This window comes from Streptomyces sp. NBC_01210 (assembly GCF_036010325.1).
Classification (GTDB): domain Bacteria; phylum Actinomycetota; class Actinomycetes; order Streptomycetales; family Streptomycetaceae; genus Streptomyces.
This window is the reverse complement of sequence record NZ_CP108549.1, coordinates 7372804-7389474: the sequence shown is the minus strand read 5'-3', so window position 1 is coordinate 7389474 and position 16671 is coordinate 7372804. Positions and strand designations below refer to the sequence as shown.

The window sequence follows — 16671 nt, the reverse complement described above, 5'->3', positions numbered from 1 at the left end:
TTGCGCGCTGCGTGGCGCTCGGCGTCGCGCTGGCACTCGTCGCCGGCACGGCGGTCGTGCTCTGGCCACGATCGTCGCCGGTCCGTGTCACGGCGTACTTCCCGCGCACCGTCGGCATCTATCCCGGCTCGGACGTACGGGTGCTCGGTGTCCGTATCGGCGAGGTCAAGAAGATCACGCCGGAGGGGAAGCGGGTGCGGGTGGAGCTGGAGTACGAGTCCGGGCGCAGGATCCCGGCGGATGCCCAGGCGGCCATCATCAACTCCTCGGTCGTCAGCGACCGTTACGTCCAGCTGCTCCCGGTGTACCGGAAGGGGCCGGCCATGCGCGACGGCGCTGTCATCCCCGAGAGCCGCACGGCCGTGCCGGTCGAACTGGACCGTATCTTCGACAGCCTGCATACGACGGCCGAGGCATTCGGCCCGCGCGGCGCGAACGCGGACGGTTCACTGGCCCGGCTGCTCGGCGTGAGCGCGGACAACCTCCAGGGCCAGGGTCAGCAGCTGAACCAGACGGTCGAGGACCTGTCGCTGGCGGTCACCACACTGTCCGACGGCCGGAAGGACCTGTTCGGCACCATCCGGAATCTGCAGGTGTTCACCGCCGCGCTGGCGTCCGACGACACCAGTGTCCGGTCGTTCAACGACAGCCTCGCCAAGGTGGCCGACCAGCTCTCCGGGGAACGCAAGGACCTCGCGGCCGCGCTGCGGAATCTGGGGCCGGCACTCGCGGACGTGGCCGACTTCGTGAAGAAGAACAAGAAGGCGCTGACAGCGGATGTGAAGGGCCTCAGCAAGGTCACCAAGGTGCTGGTCACCCAGCGCGCCGCGCTCGCGGAGCTGATGGAGGTCGCACCCACCGGCATTTCGAATCTGCAGAACGCCTACAACCCGTCCTCCGGCACCCTGGACACCCGCAACAATCCGGACACCCCGCAGGACCCGGCCGCGCTGCTGTGCTCCCTGCTCAAGACGACCGGAGACGCCGGAGGGAAGAACCCCGACTGCGGAGAACTGACGAAGCTGTTCGACTCCCTGCCGGAACTGCCGTCGGCCAAGCCGGTGTCGGGCACGGGTTCGGTCGACAGGACGCTCGGCGGAATCCTGGAGGCCCGAGCATGAGCGTACGGCGCAAGACCGTGGTGGCCGCGTGGGCGGCTGTCGGTTCGGTGCTGCTCACCGGCTGCGAGTTCAACGGCCTGTACGACGTCCAACTGCCTGGGGGCGCAGCCGCCGACGGCAACGCCTACCGGGTCACGGTCGAGTTCAGGGACGTCCTCGATCTGGTGCCGCAGTCGGCCGTGAAGGTCAACAACGTCACGGTGGGCAGCGTCGAGAAGGTGGAGCTGGTCGGCTGGCACGCCCGGGTCCGGCTGCGGGTCGCCGACTCGGTGAAGCTGCCCGGGAACGCGATCGCCGAACTGCGGCAGACAAGCATGCTGGGCGAGAAGTACGTGGCGCTGTCCGCCCCAACCGGCACCTCGCCGGCCGGCAGGCTCGCCGACGGCGACCGGATCCCGCTGTCCCGCAGCGGCCGCAACCCGGAGATCGAAGAGGTGCTGTCGGCGCTGTCGGCGCTGCTCAACGGTGGCGGGGTGGCCCAGCTCAAGACCATCACCACGGAATTGAACAAGGCACTCGAGGGCCGGGAGAACCGGGTCAAGTCCCTGCTCACCGAGCTGGACACCTTCCTCGCCGGCCTGGACAGCCAACGCGCGGAGATCATCCGCGCGCTCAAGGGCATCGACCGGCTGGCCGCCCGACTCGGCGGTGAGAAGAAGACGATCGCCCTGGCCGTCGACACCCTGCCGCCGGCCCTGAAGGTGCTGGACGGCCAGCGCCGCAATCTGACCCGGATGCTCACCTCGTTGTCGAAACTCGGAGTGACGGGCACCAAGGTGGTCAATGCCTCGCGGGACGACGTGGTCGCCAACCTGCGGAGTCTGCGGCCGATTCTGGAGCAGCTGAACAAGGCGGGCAGCGATCTGCCCAACTCCCTGGAACTGCTGACGACGTATCCGTTCCCGCGCAATGTCTCGGATGCCATCAAGGGCGACTACGTCAATCTCAAGATCACCGCCGATCTCGATCTGGCCAGTATCTACGGGAATCTCGCCGACAAGCCCAAGAAGCCGGGCGACCCGGCGAAGCCCGAACTCCCGAAGGTCCCGGAGATCCCCGGTCTCCCCCTGCCCACCTCGCTGCCGGACGCGCCCGGACTGCCCAGGACGCCCCGCGCCCCCTCGGCGCCCTCGGGCCCCTCGGGCGGCGGCGACCCGCTGTGCCCGCCGGTGTGCACCAGCAGCTATGCCGCGTACGGAGACGGGAACGGCAACCGCTACCCGGCCGGGGTCGATCTCGCCCTCGCCGAGCTCATGCTGAAGGGGATGCAACTGTGATCACACCTACGGTCAAGGCCCAGCTGCTCGCCTTCGCCACCGTCACTGCCGTCGGCGTCTCGTATGTCGGCGCCCAGTACACCGGGCTGGGCGACAGCCTTCTCGACCGTGCCTACACCGTGCGTGCCGACTTCGTCGATTCCGGGGGCGTCTTCCCGGGCGCCGAAGTCACCTATCGCGGGGTGCCGGTGGGCCGCGTCGGCGAACTTCGGCTGACCGGCTCCGGCGGAGTGTCCGTGGCACTGGACATCGAGGACGCGTCGCGGATCCCGGCGGACAGCCTGGCCGTCGTGGCGAACCGTTCGGCAGTCGGCGAGCAGTACGTGGATCTGCAGCCGCGCGCCTCCGGCGGCCCCTATCTGCGGGACGGCAGCGCCATCGCCCGCCGCGATACGCGGGTACCGCTGCCCACATCGGATCTGGTCCTCAGCCTGGACCGGCTGGTCAACTCGGTGGGCAGGAAGGATCTGCAGATCACCATCGACGAGCTGGGCAAGGCGTTCGCCGGGACGGGCCCGCACCTGAGCCGGCTCGTGGACTCGGGCAACGAGCTCGTCGAGTCGGCGTCCGGCTCGCTGCCGCAGACGATCGCGCTGATCGAGGACTCGCGGAAAGTCCTCAAGACACAGGCCGATCAAGGCTCGGCCATCAAGTCGTTCTCACGCGACCTGGCCGATCTCACGGGCCAAATGAAGGCGAGTGACGGTGACCTCCGCAGAGTCATCGGCTCCGGCGCCCCCGCCGCACAGGAGGTGAACTCGCTGCTCCGGACCAACCGGCCCCATCTACCGGTCCTGCTGGGCAATCTGATCAGCGGCGGCCAGATCACGGTGGCCCGGCTGCCCGGCGTCGAGCAGGCCCTGGTCACCTTCCCGCTGGTGGTCGCCGGCAGCTACACCGTGATCCCCGGCGACGGCACCACCCACTTCGGCATGGTCGCGGGCGCCGACGATCCACCGCCGTGCCGACAGGGTTACGGCACACAGCGGCGCGACCCCTCGGACACCGGCGAGCGGCCCGCGAACACCGGCGCGCGCTGTACCGCTCGCGGCGGCGGCACATCGGTCCGCGGCGCCCAGAACGCCCCCGGCCCCTCGGGACACGGCAGCACCGGCGGAGCGGACCCTGCCGCGTACATCACCCCGTACGACCCGGAGACCGGCACCGCCGTCGGCCCGGACGGAACGCCTGTCGAGATCGGCTCGACGGGCGGCGAACAGAACGTGTTCGGAAAGGACTCGTGGCAATGGCTGCTCGTCGGACCGATGGCATGAGCAAGGGCCCCGTCGCGTACGCGATCCGGCCGATCCGCCGCCTGGGTGCCAGGCTGATGGGCGCCGCGCGCCGCGGCAGGGCGCTGCCCGCGGCTCTCGCCGTGGCGACGGCCGTGACAACGGCCCTGAGCGGCTGGCTGTGCGTCCAGGTGTACGAGCAGCGGGCGCAGGAGCATCGGAACCAGGACATTCTGGCCGCGGCCCGTCAGTCGGCGCTGAACTTCACCTCGCTCGACTACCGGCACTACTCGCGGGACAGCACCAACGTACTGAAGGGTGCCACCGGCGACTTCAAGGAGCAGTTCGCGGCGCAGACCGCGGAGCTGACGAAGCTGGTCGCCGCGAACAAGTCGGTCTCCGAGGGGCAGGTGCTCGAAGCGGGCATCACCCGGGCCGACGAACGCAAGGCCCGCGTCCTGGTGGTGGCCGACAGCAAGGTGACCAACACCGCCGCTCCCCAGGGACAGGCCCGCACCTACCGGCTGCAGCTCGATCTCGTCCACGAGGGCGGTCGCTGGCTGACGTCCTCGGTCGAGTTCGTCGGCTGACCGCGCGCCCGAGCACACATCCGTAACACCAGCAGTGAGGAGCAAGACCGTGGCGAACCTGACTGGACGAGGCTCCGGCGTCGCATCCCCCGGCCGCCGCTCGATGGCCGCGGCCGCCCGCGCGGCGGCCAAGCGCACGGAACGGGTCGGACCCGAAGGGGACGCACCGGTCCGCGTGGCGGAGCGCAGTGCCGCGACGAGTACGAGGGCGGGCGCGGCAACGGACCTGGCGGAGCCGGACGGGATACGACTGGAGGCGCCGGACGACGCGAGCCAGGCGCGGCGGCCGGACGAGCAGTACGCCGGCCCTGTCCTGCAGGCCGACGACCCGGTGGCCGACGCGGCACGCGGACGCCGACGTGTGCTGGGCAGTGCGGCGCTCGCCGTGCTGGTCGTGGCCGGGCTGATCGCGGTCGCGGTGCTCGGCTCGGCGTACCGGGACAGCCGGCAGGCGGATACGGCGCGGGTGCAGGCACTCGCCGCCGCCCAGAAGGCGGCCCCGGTCGTCCTGTCGTACGACTACCGGCGTCTCGACAAGGACTTCGCCGCGGCACTCGGCCATCTGACCGGCGCCTTCCGCGACGAGTACCGCAGGACGACCACGACGGTGGTCGCGCCGACCGCGACGAAGTACCACGGGGTGGTCAAGGCGACGGTGGCGAAGCCGCAGGGCGGCGGCACCCCCGCGGCCTCGGTGGTGTCGGCCTCGCCGGACAGGGCCGTCGTTCTGCTCTTCGTCAACCAGGTCACCCGGAGCACCCAGGTGACGGGAGACCGCGTCGACCTCAACCGGGTGCGGATGACCCTCACCCGCACCTCGCACGGCTGGAAGGTGAGCGCCGTCGACGCGCTGTAGGCCGGTAGGGCTGCGCGCGGGACCGCGTGCAGCCGTACACCCCGTGCGCGCCCGCCCGGACACTCCTGAGTGCCTCCTGAGCCGGGACGACAGAAGCCTGGAGAAGTGCTTCTGTCGTCCCCGCTCGGGGGGCACTTTTTCGTGTCCGCTCTTGACAGTCCTCACCCGCTCCAGGCAGTCTTCCATCAAGCAGAAATTAACTTCCGCAATACGGAAGGAGCGCAAGCCCCTCATGGCCCCTCTCTTTCGGGACAAGCGCGGCGCGGACCAGCGCTTCGATGTGAACCTCTCGATCCTCTTCACGGAACTCCCGCTCCTGGAGCGCCCCGCGGCCGCGGCCGCGGCGGGCTTCACGGCGGTCGAGCTGTGGTGGCCCTGGATCGAGACCCCGACCCCGCCGCAGGCCGAGCTCGACGCCCTCAAGGAGGCGCTCGAGGACGCCGGCACCCAGCTGGTGGGACTGAACTTCTACGCCGGGCAGCTGCCGGGCCCCGACCGCGGCGCGCTCTCCGTGCCCGGCGACGAGTCCGACCGCTTCCGCGCCAATATCGAGGTGGCCGCGGACTTCGCCGCCTCGGTGGGCTGCACGGCGCTCAACGCGCTGTACGGAAACCGCGTTGAGGGCGTCGACCCGCAGGTCCAGGACACCCTCGCCCTGGAGAACCTGGCCCTGGCGGCCCGCGCGGCCGACCGGGTGGGGGCGATCCTGCTGGTCGAGACGCTCAACAAGCCGGAGTCCCCGCTCTACCCGCTGGTGAGCGCACCGGCCGCGATCGAGGTCGTCGACAAGGTGAACGCGGCGACGGGACTCGGCAACGCCAAGTTCCTGCTGGACATCTACCACCTGTCGATGAACGGCGAGGACGTCAGCCAGGTCATCGCGGCCTACGCCGACAGGACCGGCCACGTACAGATCGCGGACAACCCGGGCCGTGGCGCGCCGGGCACGGGCTCACTTCCGCTGGAGCAGCTCCTCGACGAGCTGACAAAGGCCGGCTACGACGGCTGGGTCGGCCTGGAGTACAAGGCCGGCGACCGCCCGAGCGCCGAGTCCTTCGCCTGGCTGCCGACCGAGGCCCGCGCCGCCAACTGACGTGACGTACAAAAGTTTGAGAGAGGCACCCTCATGAGCACCCCCGCAGCTTCCTCCCACCCGGCCCGCCCGGCGATTGCCTGGATCGGCCTCGGCATCATGGGCTCGCCCATGTCCGAGAACCTGCTGAAGGCGGGTTACGACGTCACCGGTTTCACGCTGGAGCAGGACAAGCTGGACCGTCTTGCCGCGGCGGGTGGCACCGCCGCCGGCTCGATCGCCGAGGCCGTGAAGGACGCCGACGTCGTCATCACGATGGTGCCCGCATCCCCGCACGTCGAGGCCATCGCGTACGGCCCCGACGGCATCCTGGAGAACGTCAAGCAGGGCGCCCTGCTGATCGACATGTCCTCGATCACCCCGCAGACCTCGGTCGACCTGGGCAAGGCCGGTGCCGAGAAGGGCATCCGTGTGCTTGACGCCCCGGTCTCCGGCGGCGAGGCCGGCGCGATCGAGGCCGTACTGTCGATCATGGTCGGCGGCGACCAGGCCGACTTCGACGCCGCGCTGCCGATCCTCGAGGCTCTCGGCAAGACCATCGTGCTGTGCGGTCCGCACGGCTCCGGTCAGACGGTGAAGGCCGCCAACCAGCTGATCGTCGCGGTCAACATCCAGGCCTGCGCCGAGGCCGTCGTCTTCCTCGAGAAGTCCGGCGTGAACCTCCAGGCCGCCCTGGACGTCCTGAACGGCGGTCTGGCCGGTTCCACGGTCCTGACCCGCAAGAAGGACAACTTCCTGAACCGGGACTTCAAGCCCGGCTTCCGGATCGACCTGCACCACAAGGACATGGGCATCGTCACCGACGCCGCCCGCAACGTCGGTGCCGCGCTGCCCGTCGGCGCGGTCGTCGCCCAACTGGTCGCCTCCCTGCGTGCGCAGGGCGACGGCGGCCTGGACCACTCCGCCCTGCTGCGCTCCGTCGAGCGCCTCTCCGGTCAGCAGGTCTGAGTGACCGAGGCTCATCGCCTCACCCCCTGATCTCCGGGCCGCGGCAGCGCTGACACCTGTCCTGTCGCGCCCAGGCGCTGCCGCTGCCCGGGAACCACAACTTCAATTTCAACAAACTGTTGACGTTACATTCTCCGCGAATTTACGCTCCAGGGGCCGTCAGCAGCTCCAGCCCGGAAGGTCAATCCCGCCACCATGACGCAGCGTGTGCTTACGACCGAGTCAGGCGCCCCGGTCGCCGACAACCAGAACTCCGCCACCGCCGGCGTCGGTGGCCCGATTCTTCTCCAGGACCAGCACCTGCTGGAGAAGCTCGCCCGCTTCAACCGGGAGCGCATCCCGGAGCGCGTCGTGCACGCCCGCGGCAGCGGCGCGTACGGCTACTTCGAGGTGACCGACGATGTCACCGGCTTCACCAGGGCCGACTTCCTCGGCACGGTCGGCAAGCGCACGGAGACGTTCATCCGCTTCTCCACCGTCGCCGACTCGCTCGGCGGCGCGGACGCGGTCCGTGACCCGCGCGGCTTCGCGCTGAAGTTCTACACCGAAGAGGGCAACTACGACCTCGTCGGCAACAACACCCCGGTGTTCTTCATCAAGGACCCGATCAAGTTCCCCGACTTCATCCACTCCCAGAAGCGCGACCCCTTCACGGGCAAGCAGGAGCCGGACAACGTCTGGGACTTCTGGGCGTACGCCCCCGAGGCGACGCACCAGGTGACCTGGCTGATGGGCGACCGCGGCATCCCCGCCTCGTACCGCCACATGAACGGCTACGGCTCGCACACCTACCAGTGGACGAACGCCGCCGGCGAGGCCTTCTTCGTCAAGTACCACTTCAAGACGAACCAGGGCATCCGCTCCCTGTCGAGCGAGCAGGCCGCCGAGCTCGCGGGCAAGGACGCCAACAGCCACCAGACGGACCTGCTGCAGGCCATCGAGCGCGGTGTGAACCCGTCCTGGACCCTGTACGTCCAGGTGATGCCGGCCGCCGAGGCCGCGGACTACCGCTTCAACCCGTTCGACCTCACCAAGGTGTGGCCGCACAGCGACTACCCGCTGCAGCGCGTCGGCCGACTGGTCCTGGACCGGAACCCCGACAATGTCTTCGCCGAGGTCGAGCAGGCCGCGTTCTCGCCGAACAACTTCGTTCCGGGTATCGGTCCTTCGCCGGACAAGATGCTCCAGGGCCGGCTGTTCGCCTATGCGGACGCACACCGCTACCGCCTGGGCGTCAACCACACCCAGCTCGCGGTGAACGCGCCGAGGGCCGTGCCTGTTGGGGCTGCCGAGAACTATGGCCGCGACGGCCTGATGGCGACCCGCAACGGCCGCCGCACCGACAAGAACTACGAGCCCAACTCGTACGCCGGTCCCGCACAGACGGACGCCGCACTGTCGGCCCCGCTCGCGGTCCAGGGCTGGACCGGCACCCACGCGGCGCCGGCCCACGTCAAGGACGACGACTTCTTCCAGGCTGGCGAGCTCTACCGCCTGATGTCGGACGAGGAGAAGTCCCGTCTGATCGCCAACATCGCCGGCGGCCTCTCGCAGGTCACCCGCGACGACGTGATCGAGAAGAACCTCGCCCACTTCCACGCCGCCGACGCCGACTACGGCAAGCGCGTCGAGGAAGCGGTCCGCGCCCTGCGCGAGGACTAGGCTGCGCCCGGTATTTGACGGAGAGTCAGATATCCGGGCGCCGAGCCCGCACCGCAAGATCCGGATGAGGGGTGGTCATGCGGAGCGGGTGGAGGCGAGGACCGCAGCGGCAGGTGATGCCAGTGCGGTGGTGAAGGTCCCCGGGTCCTCTTTCTGACCTGAAGGAAGGGGAGCCCGGGGAGCAATCACCGCCGCTGCGGTCCCAGCCCGACCCACAGTCTCCGCCCGGCGGCGCGAACGTCCTGTCGCGCCAGCCTCGCGCCGTCGGGCGGTAACAACTTCACAACCTGAGCGCCGAGTACGGACAGCCCCGTACTCGGCGCCCTCCTTTGCCCCGGCAGTCTCACGCGGCCGGCGCCCGGCGGCCGAGGCCGGTGACAGCGAGGGCGATCAGACCCGCGGCGAAGCCGAGGAGGAAGCCGGCCGCCGAGCCGAAGGCATCGAGCAAGTGGCCTGCCAGGGGCGCACCCAGGGCCGTGCCCGCCGAGGTCGCGGTGGTCAGCCAGGTCACGCCCTCCGTGCGGTGCTCCACCGGCACGACCACCTGGGCGATGCTGTACGAGCCCACCAGCGTCACGGCGATGCCGAGCCCCGCCACCAGGATGCCGGCCGCCATCGACCAGAGGCCCGGTACGACGGCGAGCGGAGCCGTACCGAAGACCATCGCCGCGAGCGCCGTCAGCAGCCGGGTGGGCGGGCCGACGCGCCGGCTGCGGGCCGCTACGACCGGCATGTGCGCCGGATGCGCACGGTCTACGCGCAGCGGCGCGCCGCGCTCGTCGAATCACTTGCCGAGCACGCGCCCGAGGTCCGGCCGGCCGGTCACGCGGCCGGCTTCCACGCCGTGGCCCATCTGCCGCGAGGCGCCGACGAGCAGTCGGTGATCACCGCGGCCAGGGCGCGCTCGGTGGGCCTGTACGGCATGAGTCCGCACCGCTCGTCGGGCGCGACGGACCCGGCCCAACTCGTCCTGGGCTTCGGCAATCTCGGCGAGCGCGCCGTCCGCACGGGTATCGAGGCCATCGGTGGCCTTCTGCGCTTGAGACGGCGCAGGCAATGAGGAAGACAACGAAGCGGCCTCCGTCCGGGAGCGAGTCCGGGACGGAGGCCGTTCGTGACTGCGGCATTCCACACCGCGGCATTCCACACGGCGGCATTGGACGCCGCGGGGTGAGCGTCAGACCTTGAGCGGCTTGATCGACGTCGGGGCGTGACCCGGCTCGGTGGCGAGCTCTTCCCACTCGTTCACGCCGTCGATCTGGACTCCCATCGAGATGTTGGTGACCCGCTCCAGGATCGCCTCGACCACGACCGGGACGCGGTACTCCGCGGCCAGCTTCTTGGCCTCCTCGAAGGCCGGCAGCAGCTGGTCGGGCTCGGTGACGCGGATCGCCTTGCAGCCCAGGCCCTCGACGACCTTGACGTGGTCGACGCCGTAGACGCCCAGTTCCGGGGAGTTGATGTTCTCGAACTCCAGGTTGACCTGGAAGTTGATGTCGAGATTGCGCTGCGCCTGGCGGATCAGGCCCAGGTACGCGTTGTTCACCAGGACATGGACGTACGGGATCCTGTGCTGCGCGCCGACCGCCAGCTCCTCGAGCATGAACTGGAAGTCGTAGTCGCCCGACAGCGCGACGACCGGAGTCTGAGGGTCGGCGGTGGCGACACCGAGCGCGGCCGGGATGGTCCAGCCGAGCGGGCCCGCCTGGCCGCAGTTGATCCAGTGGCGCGGCCTGTAGACGTGCAGCATCTGCGCACCGGCGATCTGGGAGAGGCCGATGGTGGTGACGTAGCGCGTCTCCGGACCGAAGGCCTTGTTCATCTCCTCGTACACGCGCTGCGGCTTCATCGGCACGTTGTCGAAGTGCGTACGGCGCTGCAGCGTGGCCTTGCGCTCCTGCGCGGCGGCGGCCCACTCGGCGCGGTCCGGCAGCCGGCCGGCGGCCTTGAGCTCCTTCGCCACCGCGATGAAGAGCTCCAGCGCTGCCTTGGCGTCGGAGGCGATGCCGTACTCCGGGGCGAAGATCTTGCCGATCTGGGTGGGCTCGATGTCGACGTGGACGAACGTGCGGCCCTTGGTGTAGACGTCCAGGCCGCCGGTGTGGCGATTGGCCCAGCGATTGCCGATGCCGAGGACGAAGTCCGACTCGAGGAAGGTCGCGTTGCCGTAGCGGTGCGAGGTCTGCAGACCGACCATGCCGGCGTTCAGCTCGTGGTCGTCGGCGATGATGCCCCATCCCATCAGGGTCGGGACGACCGGGATGCCGGTCAGCTCCGCGAACTCGACCAGCAGCTCGGAGGCGTCGGCGTTGATGATGCCGCCGCCGGCGACGATCAGCGGGCGCTCGGACGCGTTGAGCAGCTTGATGGCCTTCTCAGCCTGGGCGCGGGTCGCCGACGGCTTGTAGACCGGCAGCGGCTCGTACGTCTCCGGGTCGAACTCGATCTCGGTCAGCTGAACGTCGATCGGCAGGTCGATGAGGACCGGTCCGGGCCGTCCTGACCGCATCAGGTGGAACGCCTGCTGGAAGACGCCGGGGACCTGCGCGGCCTCCAGGACGGTGGTCGCCGCCTTGGTGACGGGCTTGGCGATCGACGCGATGTCGACGGCCTGGAAGTCCTCCTTGTGGATCACCGCGGTCGGCGCCTGGCCGGTGATGCAGAGGATCGGGATCGAGTCGCCGATGGCCGAGTAGAGCCCGGTGATCATGTCGGTGCCCGCCGGCCCCGACGTACCGATGCAGACACCGATGTTGCCGGGGTTGGCGCGGGTGTAGCCCTCCGCCATGTGGGAGGCGCCCTCGACATGGCGGGCGAGCGTGTGGTCGATGCCCCCGCCGGCCTGCAGTGCCTTGTAGAAGGGGTTGATCGCCGCGCCCGGCACACCGAACGCGTTCGTGACGCCTTCGCGCTTGAGGATCTCAACTGCCGCTCGGGCAGCGGTCATACGAGGCATGGGTGCTCCTGCTTCGGCCAGGCGGAGTCGGGCTCTTTCGCGTCACTCGAGAGCATCGATTCCATAATGCGGAAGTTTAGTTCTGCTATACGGAAGTAATGTAGGACGCCTGCGGAGCGACGTCAAGGGATGCCCGAAGTCGCTCCCCAAGGCCTCGCGCTTGGTGGACGATGGACCGGAGCACCTGGGGATGGGGGACCGCGATGGCCGAGACCGTGCCGGTTCGCTGTCCGGCCTGCCGCCGCGACCACCTGTACGTGCCGACGCTCTATCCCTGCGCGTGCGGTGCCCCGCTGGCCCCGCCGCTGCTGCGCGGCGCTCCCCCGGAACGGATCACCCACCGCACCTGGACGGACGACTGGGTGACAGTCCGCTGCCAGGAGTGCGGGCGCCAGGACCAGTGGCCGCAGCCGGAGCTCGGCTGCCCCTGCGGCACAGTGCTGCGTATCCCGGTCCGCCCGGTGAGCGCCCCGCTCCCGACGTCACCGGCCGCCACGTCGGCCGCCCCGCTCATGCGCCCGGCGCCCATCCCGTTCCCCCGTACGGTCACCGCGCCGCGCCCCACCTTCCGCCCGGTCACCATCCGCACGGCGCGCGACGCGGTGACCGCGGCGGCGCTCTATCTGAAGTGGCTGGGATTCCGCGATGTCGTCCAGCCGGAGGTCAGGCCCTCGTCCGGGATAGATCTGCGCGGTCCCGGCCTGGTCGCCCAGGTCGACCCGTCCACCCACCCCGCCACTCTGCGCGATGTCGAATGCCTCTGGCTGAACGGGCTGAGCATCTCGGCCTCGAGCGTCTTCTTCTCCCTCGCGGGGTACGCGGAGGACGCCAGGTCCCGCGCCGACCACCTCGGCATCCCGCTCTTCGTCATGGACCTCACGGGCAGCCCTCAGCCGGTCAACGGCCCTGCGGACGAACTGATCTCCACCGGCGCGTAACGGCATGGAATGCCGGTCGCACTGTACGGGGATCCGGCCCTGCTCCGGTACGTACCGCACTTCGCCCGGAACGGCGGACTGCTGGGGCGCGGCAGCAACGATCCCGGCTTCTCCGTGCACCACAACCCGGCGGGCGGCAGAGCGAGCTGCGGGGCCTGAAACCGCTGGGTCATACTCCCCGTATGCGTATCCGACCGGCCGCACTCGCCGAACTCCCCCTGCTCCAGGACATCGAGAGGGCTGCCGGGGAGCCCTTCCGCGGCCTCGGCATGGCGGCGATCGCCGACGACGAGCCCCCGGCTCTCGATCTCCTGGACCGCTACCGGCGGCGGGGCCGCGCCTGGGTGTCGGCCGACGGATCGGGCCGCCCGCTCGCGTATCTGATCTCCGACGAGGTCGACGGCGCGGCCCATATCGAGCAGGTGTCGGTCCATCCGGACGCCGCCCGTCGCGGGCTGGGCAGCGCCCTGATCGACCACCTCGCGGCGTGCGCCGTCGCCGACGGGCTGACGGCGCTGACGCTGACGACGTTCACCGAGGTGCCGTGGAACGCGCCGTACTACACCCGCCTGGGCTTCCGCACGCTCGACGAGGACGAACTCACCGAAGGGCTGCGGGAGATCAGAGGTGCGGAGGCCCGGCACGGCCTGGACCACTGGCCCCGGGTGTGCATGCGCCGGGAACTGGGCTAGCTCTCCTCAGGGCCGTACCGCCGGCGCAGCTCCACCTTTCTGACTTTGCCGCTCACCGTCATCGGGAAGTCCGCGAGGACCTCCAGCCTGCGCGGGATCTTGTAGTGCGCGAGCTGTTCGCGGCAGTACTCGGCGAGGCCCTCCAGCGTCGGCGGGTCCGCCGGATCGCGCGGGATCACACAGGCCAGGATCTCCTCGCCGTACTTCTCGTCGGGGACACCGACGACCTGGACGTCCGCGATCTTGGGGTGACCGTACAGGAACTCCTCGATCTCGCGGGGATAGACGTTCTCTCCGCCCCTGATGATCATGTCCTTGATCCGGCCGACGATCTGGAGACAGCCGTCCTCGCGCATCACTGCCAGGTCGCCGGTGTGCATCCAGCGGCCCGCGTCGACCGCCTCGGCGGTCTTCTCCGGCTCGTTCCAGTAGCCGAGCATCACGCTGTAGCCGCGGGTGCACAGCTCGCCCGCCGCCCCGCGCGGCAGGGTCACGCCGCCGGCCGGGTCGACGACCTTGACCTCGACATGGGGCAGGACACGGCCGACGGTGCCGGTGCGGCGTTCCAGGTCGTCGTCGCGACGGGTCTGCGTGGAGACCGGGGAGGTCTCCGTCATGCCGTAGCAGATCGACACCTCCGCCATGTTCATCTCGGCGACGACTCGTTTCATCACCTCCACCGGGCAGGGCGAGCCCGCCATGATGCCGGTGCGCAGCGAAGAGAGGTCGTACGTCGCGAAGTCGGGAAGGTTCAGCTCGGCGATGAACATCGTCGGGACGCCGTAGAGCGAGGTACAGCGTTCCTCGGCGACCGCGCGGAGCGTGGCGGCCGGATCGAAGGACGGCGCCGGGATGACCATGCACGCGCCGTGCGAGGTGGCCGAGAGGTTGCCCATGACCATGCCGAAGCAGTGGTAGAAGGGCACGGGAATGCAGATCCGGTCCTGCTCGCTGTAGCCGACCGACTCCCCCACGAAATAACCGTTGTTGAGGATGTTGTGGTGGGAGAGCGTGGCGCCCTTCGGGAAGCCGGTGGTACCGGAGGTGTACTGGATGTTGATCGGGTCGTCGCAGGACAACTGGGCCTGGCGGGCTGCCAGTTGCTCGTCGGTGACCTTACCGGCCGCGTCCAGGAGCACGTCCCGGGAGCCGTCCTCGATGTAGTGGACGGCGCGCAGCTCGGGGCAGCTGGGGCGCACCTGCTCCACCAGTACCCGGTAGTCGCTGGTCTTGTGCCGCTGCGAGGCGAACAGCACCGAGATCCCGGCCTGTTTCAGCACGTACTCGAGTTCGTGCGCCCGGTAGGCCGGATTGATGTTCACCATGATCGCGCCGATCCGGGCGGTGGCGTACTGCACGAGCACCCACTCGGCACAGTTGACCGCCCAGATCCCGACCCGGTCGCCCTTGGCGACCCCGGTCCCGAGCAGCCCGCGCGCCAGCTGGTCCACCGCCGAGCCGAATTCGGCATACGTCCAGCGGGTGCCCGCGGGTACGTCGACCAGCGCCTCGCGGTCGGGGTACGCGGCGATCGTCCGGTCGAGGTTCTGGCCGATGGTGTCACCGAGCAGCGCCGTCGTGCCGGTGCCGTGCGCGTAGGAGAGCGTCATCGCAGGTCTCCCTCGTCGTACTCGGCGGCCGAGCCCTCGGCCGTACGCTCGCGCAGCTCGATCCGGCGGATCTTCCCGGACACCGTCTTCGGCAGCTCGGCGAACTCCAGGCGGCGGATGCGCTTGTACGGGGCGAGGACGGCGCGCGAGTGCTCGAAGAGCAGCTTCGCCGTGTCCGGCCCCGGCTCCCAGCCCTCCGCAAGCACGATGAACGCCTTGGGCACGGCGAGCCGCACCGGGTCCGGGGCCGGTACGACCGCCGCCTCCGCCACCGCCTCGTGCTCCAGGAGCGCGCTCTCCAGCTCGAACGGCGAGATCTTGTAGTCGGAGGCCTTGAAGACGTCGTCGGAGCGCCCGATGTAGGTGATGTATCCGTCGGCGTCCCGCGCGCCGATGTCACCGGTGCGGTAGAAGCCGCCCGCCATCGCCTCGGCCGTACGCTCCGGGTCGCCGTGGTACCCGGTCATCAGACCGACCGGACTGCCGGACAGGTCGAGCGAGATCTCGCCCTCCGTCGCGCCCGGCCGGCCCGTCACCGGGTCGAGCAGCTCCACCTTGAAGCCGGGACAGGGTCGCCCCATCGAGCCGGCCTTGAGCAACTGGCCCGGGGAGTTGGCGACTTGGACGGCGGTCTCCGTCTGGCCGAAGCCGTCCCTGATCACCACGCCCCACTCCCGGCGGACCGTCTCGATGACCTCCGGGTTGAGTGGTTCGCCCGCGGCGACGACCTCGCGCGGCGGCGTGCGCAGCCCGCTCAGATCGGACTGGATCAGCATCCGCCAGACCGTCGGCGGCGCGCAGAAGCTGGTGACGCCCGCCCGGTCCATCTCGGCCATCAGCCGGCCGGCGTCGAAGCGTGTGTAGTTGAGGATGAAGACGGTCGCCTCGGCGTTCCAGGGCGCGAAGAGGTTCGACCAGGCGTGCTTGGCCCAGCCGGGCGAGGAGATGTTGAGGTGGACGTCGCCGGGCCTGAGGCCGATCCAGTACATGGTCGACAGGTGGCCGACGGGGTACGAGACATGGGTGTGCTCGACCAGTTTGGGGCGGGCCGTGGTACCCGAGGTGAAGTAGAGCATCAGCGGGTCGTCCGCGTGCGTGACGCCGTCGGGCTCGAAGTCGCCGCGGCCCGGCACGGAGAACGCCTGGTGGAAGTCGAGCCAGCCCGGCACACCGGCCGCGCCCCGGTCCGCCACCGCGATCCGGGTGTAGTCCCCCGGCACCTCGGCGAACTTGGCGGTGTCCGCCTCGCGCACGATCACATGCCGTGCGCGTCCACGGTCGATCCGGTCCCGCAGGTCCACCGGGCCGAGCAGCGGGGTCGCGGGAATGACGACGGCACGCAGCTTCATCGCGGCCAGCGCGGTCATCCACAGTTCCTGCTGGTTGCCGAGCATCACGAGGATCCGGTCGCCGGCCTCTACGCCCTGCGCCCGCAGCCAGTTGGCGACCTGGTCCGAGCGCACGGACATCTCACCGAACGAGACCTTGACCTCGCTGCCGTCCTCCTCAACGATGTGCAGCGCGGTCCTGCCGTTGCCGGTGGCGATCTCGTCGAACCAGTCGAGTGCCCAGTTGAAGCGCTCGAGCCGCGGCCAGGCGAAGCCTTCGTACGCCGTTGCGTAGTCATCCCTGTGCTGCAGCAGGAAGTCCCGGGCGGCCCGGAACCTCTCCGTCGCGCTGCCAGACGTCATGTGTC

Annotated in this window: 16 protein-coding genes; 12 read left to right on the top strand and 4 right to left on the bottom strand. The window is 69.8% G+C overall.

Annotated features, from left to right (window positions below; genetic code table 11):
* Positions 1 to 11 precede the first annotated feature (11 nt).
* From OG735_RS33235 to OG735_RS33200, 8 genes are all read left to right on the top strand, one after another.
* Complete coding sequence (locus OG735_RS33235; protein WP_327328538.1) at positions 12 to 1121, top strand: MCE family protein; 1110 nt, start codon at positions 12 to 14, stop codon at positions 1119 to 1121.
* Complete coding sequence (locus tag OG735_RS33230; protein ID WP_327326834.1) at positions 1118 to 2398, top strand: MCE family protein; 1281 nt, start codon at positions 1118 to 1120, stop codon at positions 2396 to 2398. The genes OG735_RS33235 and OG735_RS33230 overlap by 4 nt, the downstream gene beginning before the upstream one ends.
* Positions 2395 to 3672 (top strand): MlaD family protein, encoded by a 1278-nt coding sequence (locus OG735_RS33225; protein WP_327326833.1) that lies wholly within the window; start codon positions 2395 to 2397, stop codon positions 3670 to 3672. The genes OG735_RS33230 and OG735_RS33225 overlap by 4 nt, the downstream gene beginning before the upstream one ends.
* A complete protein-coding gene (locus OG735_RS33220; protein ID WP_442812532.1) occupies positions 3669 to 4220 on the top strand; it encodes a hypothetical protein in 552 nt (183 codons plus the stop codon). The genes OG735_RS33225 and OG735_RS33220 overlap by 4 nt, the downstream gene beginning before the upstream one ends.
* Positions 4221 to 4269: 49 nt before the next feature.
* Entirely contained in the window at positions 4270 to 5076 is an 807-nt protein-coding gene (locus OG735_RS33215) for a hypothetical protein (protein ID WP_327326832.1), read from the top strand.
* Positions 5077 to 5308: 232 nt separating this feature from the next.
* Positions 5309 to 6169: a TIM barrel protein gene (locus tag OG735_RS33210; protein ID WP_327326831.1), complete on the top strand. Its 861-nt coding sequence runs from the start codon at positions 5309 to 5311 to the stop codon at positions 6167 to 6169.
* A gap of 33 nt (positions 6170 to 6202) precedes the next feature.
* Positions 6203 to 7117, top strand: a complete 915-nt coding sequence (locus OG735_RS33205; protein WP_327326830.1) for a 2-hydroxy-3-oxopropionate reductase — start codon at positions 6203 to 6205, stop codon at positions 7115 to 7117.
* Between the two features lie 195 nt (positions 7118 to 7312).
* Positions 7313 to 8779 (top strand): catalase, encoded by a 1467-nt coding sequence (locus tag OG735_RS33200; RefSeq protein WP_327326829.1) that lies wholly within the window; start codon positions 7313 to 7315, stop codon positions 8777 to 8779.
* Between the two features lie 343 nt (positions 8780 to 9122).
* Here OG735_RS33200 and OG735_RS33195 read toward each other — a convergent pair whose 3' ends face one another.
* Entirely contained in the window at positions 9123 to 9512 is a 390-nt protein-coding gene (locus OG735_RS33195) for an MFS transporter (protein ID WP_327326828.1), read from the bottom strand.
* On the opposite strand from OG735_RS33195, the gene OG735_RS33190 reads away from it, so the two are divergent.
* Complete coding sequence (locus OG735_RS33190) at positions 9513 to 9839, top strand: hypothetical protein (protein WP_327326827.1); 327 nt, start codon at positions 9513 to 9515, stop codon at positions 9837 to 9839. It abuts the gene before it with no gap.
* Between the two features lie 117 nt (positions 9840 to 9956).
* Here the strand turns inward: OG735_RS33190 and gcl are convergent, their stop codons facing one another.
* Complete coding sequence (gene gcl, locus OG735_RS33185; protein WP_327326826.1) at positions 9957 to 11735, bottom strand: glyoxylate carboligase; 1779 nt, start codon at positions 11733 to 11735, stop codon at positions 9957 to 9959.
* A 203-nt stretch (positions 11736 to 11938) separates the two neighbouring features.
* Here gcl and OG735_RS33180 point away from each other — a divergent pair, with 203 nt between their 5' ends.
* From OG735_RS33180 to OG735_RS33170, 3 genes are read left to right on the top strand one after another with little or no spacing between them, the layout of a single operon-like run.
* A complete protein-coding gene (locus OG735_RS33180) occupies positions 11939 to 12673 on the top strand; it encodes a hypothetical protein (RefSeq protein ID WP_327326825.1) in 735 nt (244 codons plus the stop codon).
* A 9-nt stretch (positions 12674 to 12682) separates the two neighbouring features.
* A complete protein-coding gene (locus OG735_RS33175) occupies positions 12683 to 12832 on the top strand; it encodes a hypothetical protein (protein ID WP_327326824.1) in 150 nt (49 codons plus the stop codon).
* Between the two features lie 23 nt (positions 12833 to 12855).
* Positions 12856 to 13365 (top strand): GNAT family N-acetyltransferase, encoded by a 510-nt coding sequence (locus tag OG735_RS33170; RefSeq protein ID WP_327326823.1) that lies wholly within the window; start codon positions 12856 to 12858, stop codon positions 13363 to 13365.
* Here OG735_RS33170 and OG735_RS33165 read toward each other — a convergent pair.
* Both OG735_RS33165 and OG735_RS33160 read right to left on the bottom strand, forming a co-directional pair.
* Positions 13362 to 14975, bottom strand: a complete 1614-nt coding sequence (locus tag OG735_RS33165) for an AMP-binding protein (protein ID WP_327326822.1) — start codon at positions 14973 to 14975, stop codon at positions 13362 to 13364. The two genes, OG735_RS33170 and OG735_RS33165, sit on opposite strands and share 4 nt — an antisense overlap.
* A complete protein-coding gene (locus tag OG735_RS33160; RefSeq protein WP_327326821.1) occupies positions 14972 to 16666 on the bottom strand; it encodes an AMP-binding protein in 1695 nt (564 codons plus the stop codon). The genes OG735_RS33165 and OG735_RS33160 overlap by 4 nt, the downstream gene beginning before the upstream one ends.
* Between the last annotated feature and the right edge of the window lie 5 nt (positions 16667 to 16671).

Excerpts from the sequence above, each read along its gene's own strand:
- OG735_RS33230 (WP_327326834.1), top strand. The coding sequence starts at position 1,118 with ATGAGCGTACGGCGCAAGACCGTGGTGGCCGCGTGGGCGGCTGTCGGT.
- OG735_RS33220 (WP_442812532.1), top strand. The coding sequence starts at position 3,669 with ATGAGCAAGGGCCCCGTCGCGTACGCGATCCGGCCGATCCGCCGCCTG.
- OG735_RS33210 (WP_327326831.1), top strand. The coding sequence starts at position 5,309 with ATGGCCCCTCTCTTTCGGGACAAGCGCGGCGCGGACCAGCGCTTCGAT.
- OG735_RS33205 (WP_327326830.1), top strand. The coding sequence starts at position 6,203 with ATGAGCACCCCCGCAGCTTCCTCCCACCCGGCCCGCCCGGCGATTGCC.
- OG735_RS33200 (WP_327326829.1), top strand. The coding sequence starts at position 7,313 with ATGACGCAGCGTGTGCTTACGACCGAGTCAGGCGCCCCGGTCGCCGAC.
- OG735_RS33195 (WP_327326828.1), bottom strand. The coding sequence starts at position 9,512 with ATGCCGGTCGTAGCGGCCCGCAGCCGGCGCGTCGGCCCGCCCACCCGG.
- gcl (WP_327326826.1), bottom strand. The coding sequence starts at position 11,735 with ATGCCTCGTATGACCGCTGCCCGAGCGGCAGTTGAGATCCTCAAGCGC.
- OG735_RS33180 (WP_327326825.1), top strand. The coding sequence starts at position 11,939 with ATGGCCGAGACCGTGCCGGTTCGCTGTCCGGCCTGCCGCCGCGACCAC.
- OG735_RS33175 (WP_327326824.1), top strand. The coding sequence starts at position 12,683 with ATGCCGGTCGCACTGTACGGGGATCCGGCCCTGCTCCGGTACGTACCG.
- OG735_RS33170 (WP_327326823.1), top strand. The coding sequence starts at position 12,856 with ATGCGTATCCGACCGGCCGCACTCGCCGAACTCCCCCTGCTCCAGGAC.
- OG735_RS33165 (WP_327326822.1), bottom strand. The coding sequence starts at position 14,975 with ATGACGCTCTCCTACGCGCACGGCACCGGCACGACGGCGCTGCTCGGT.
- OG735_RS33160 (WP_327326821.1), bottom strand. The coding sequence starts at position 16,666 with ATGACGTCTGGCAGCGCGACGGAGAGGTTCCGGGCCGCCCGGGACTTC.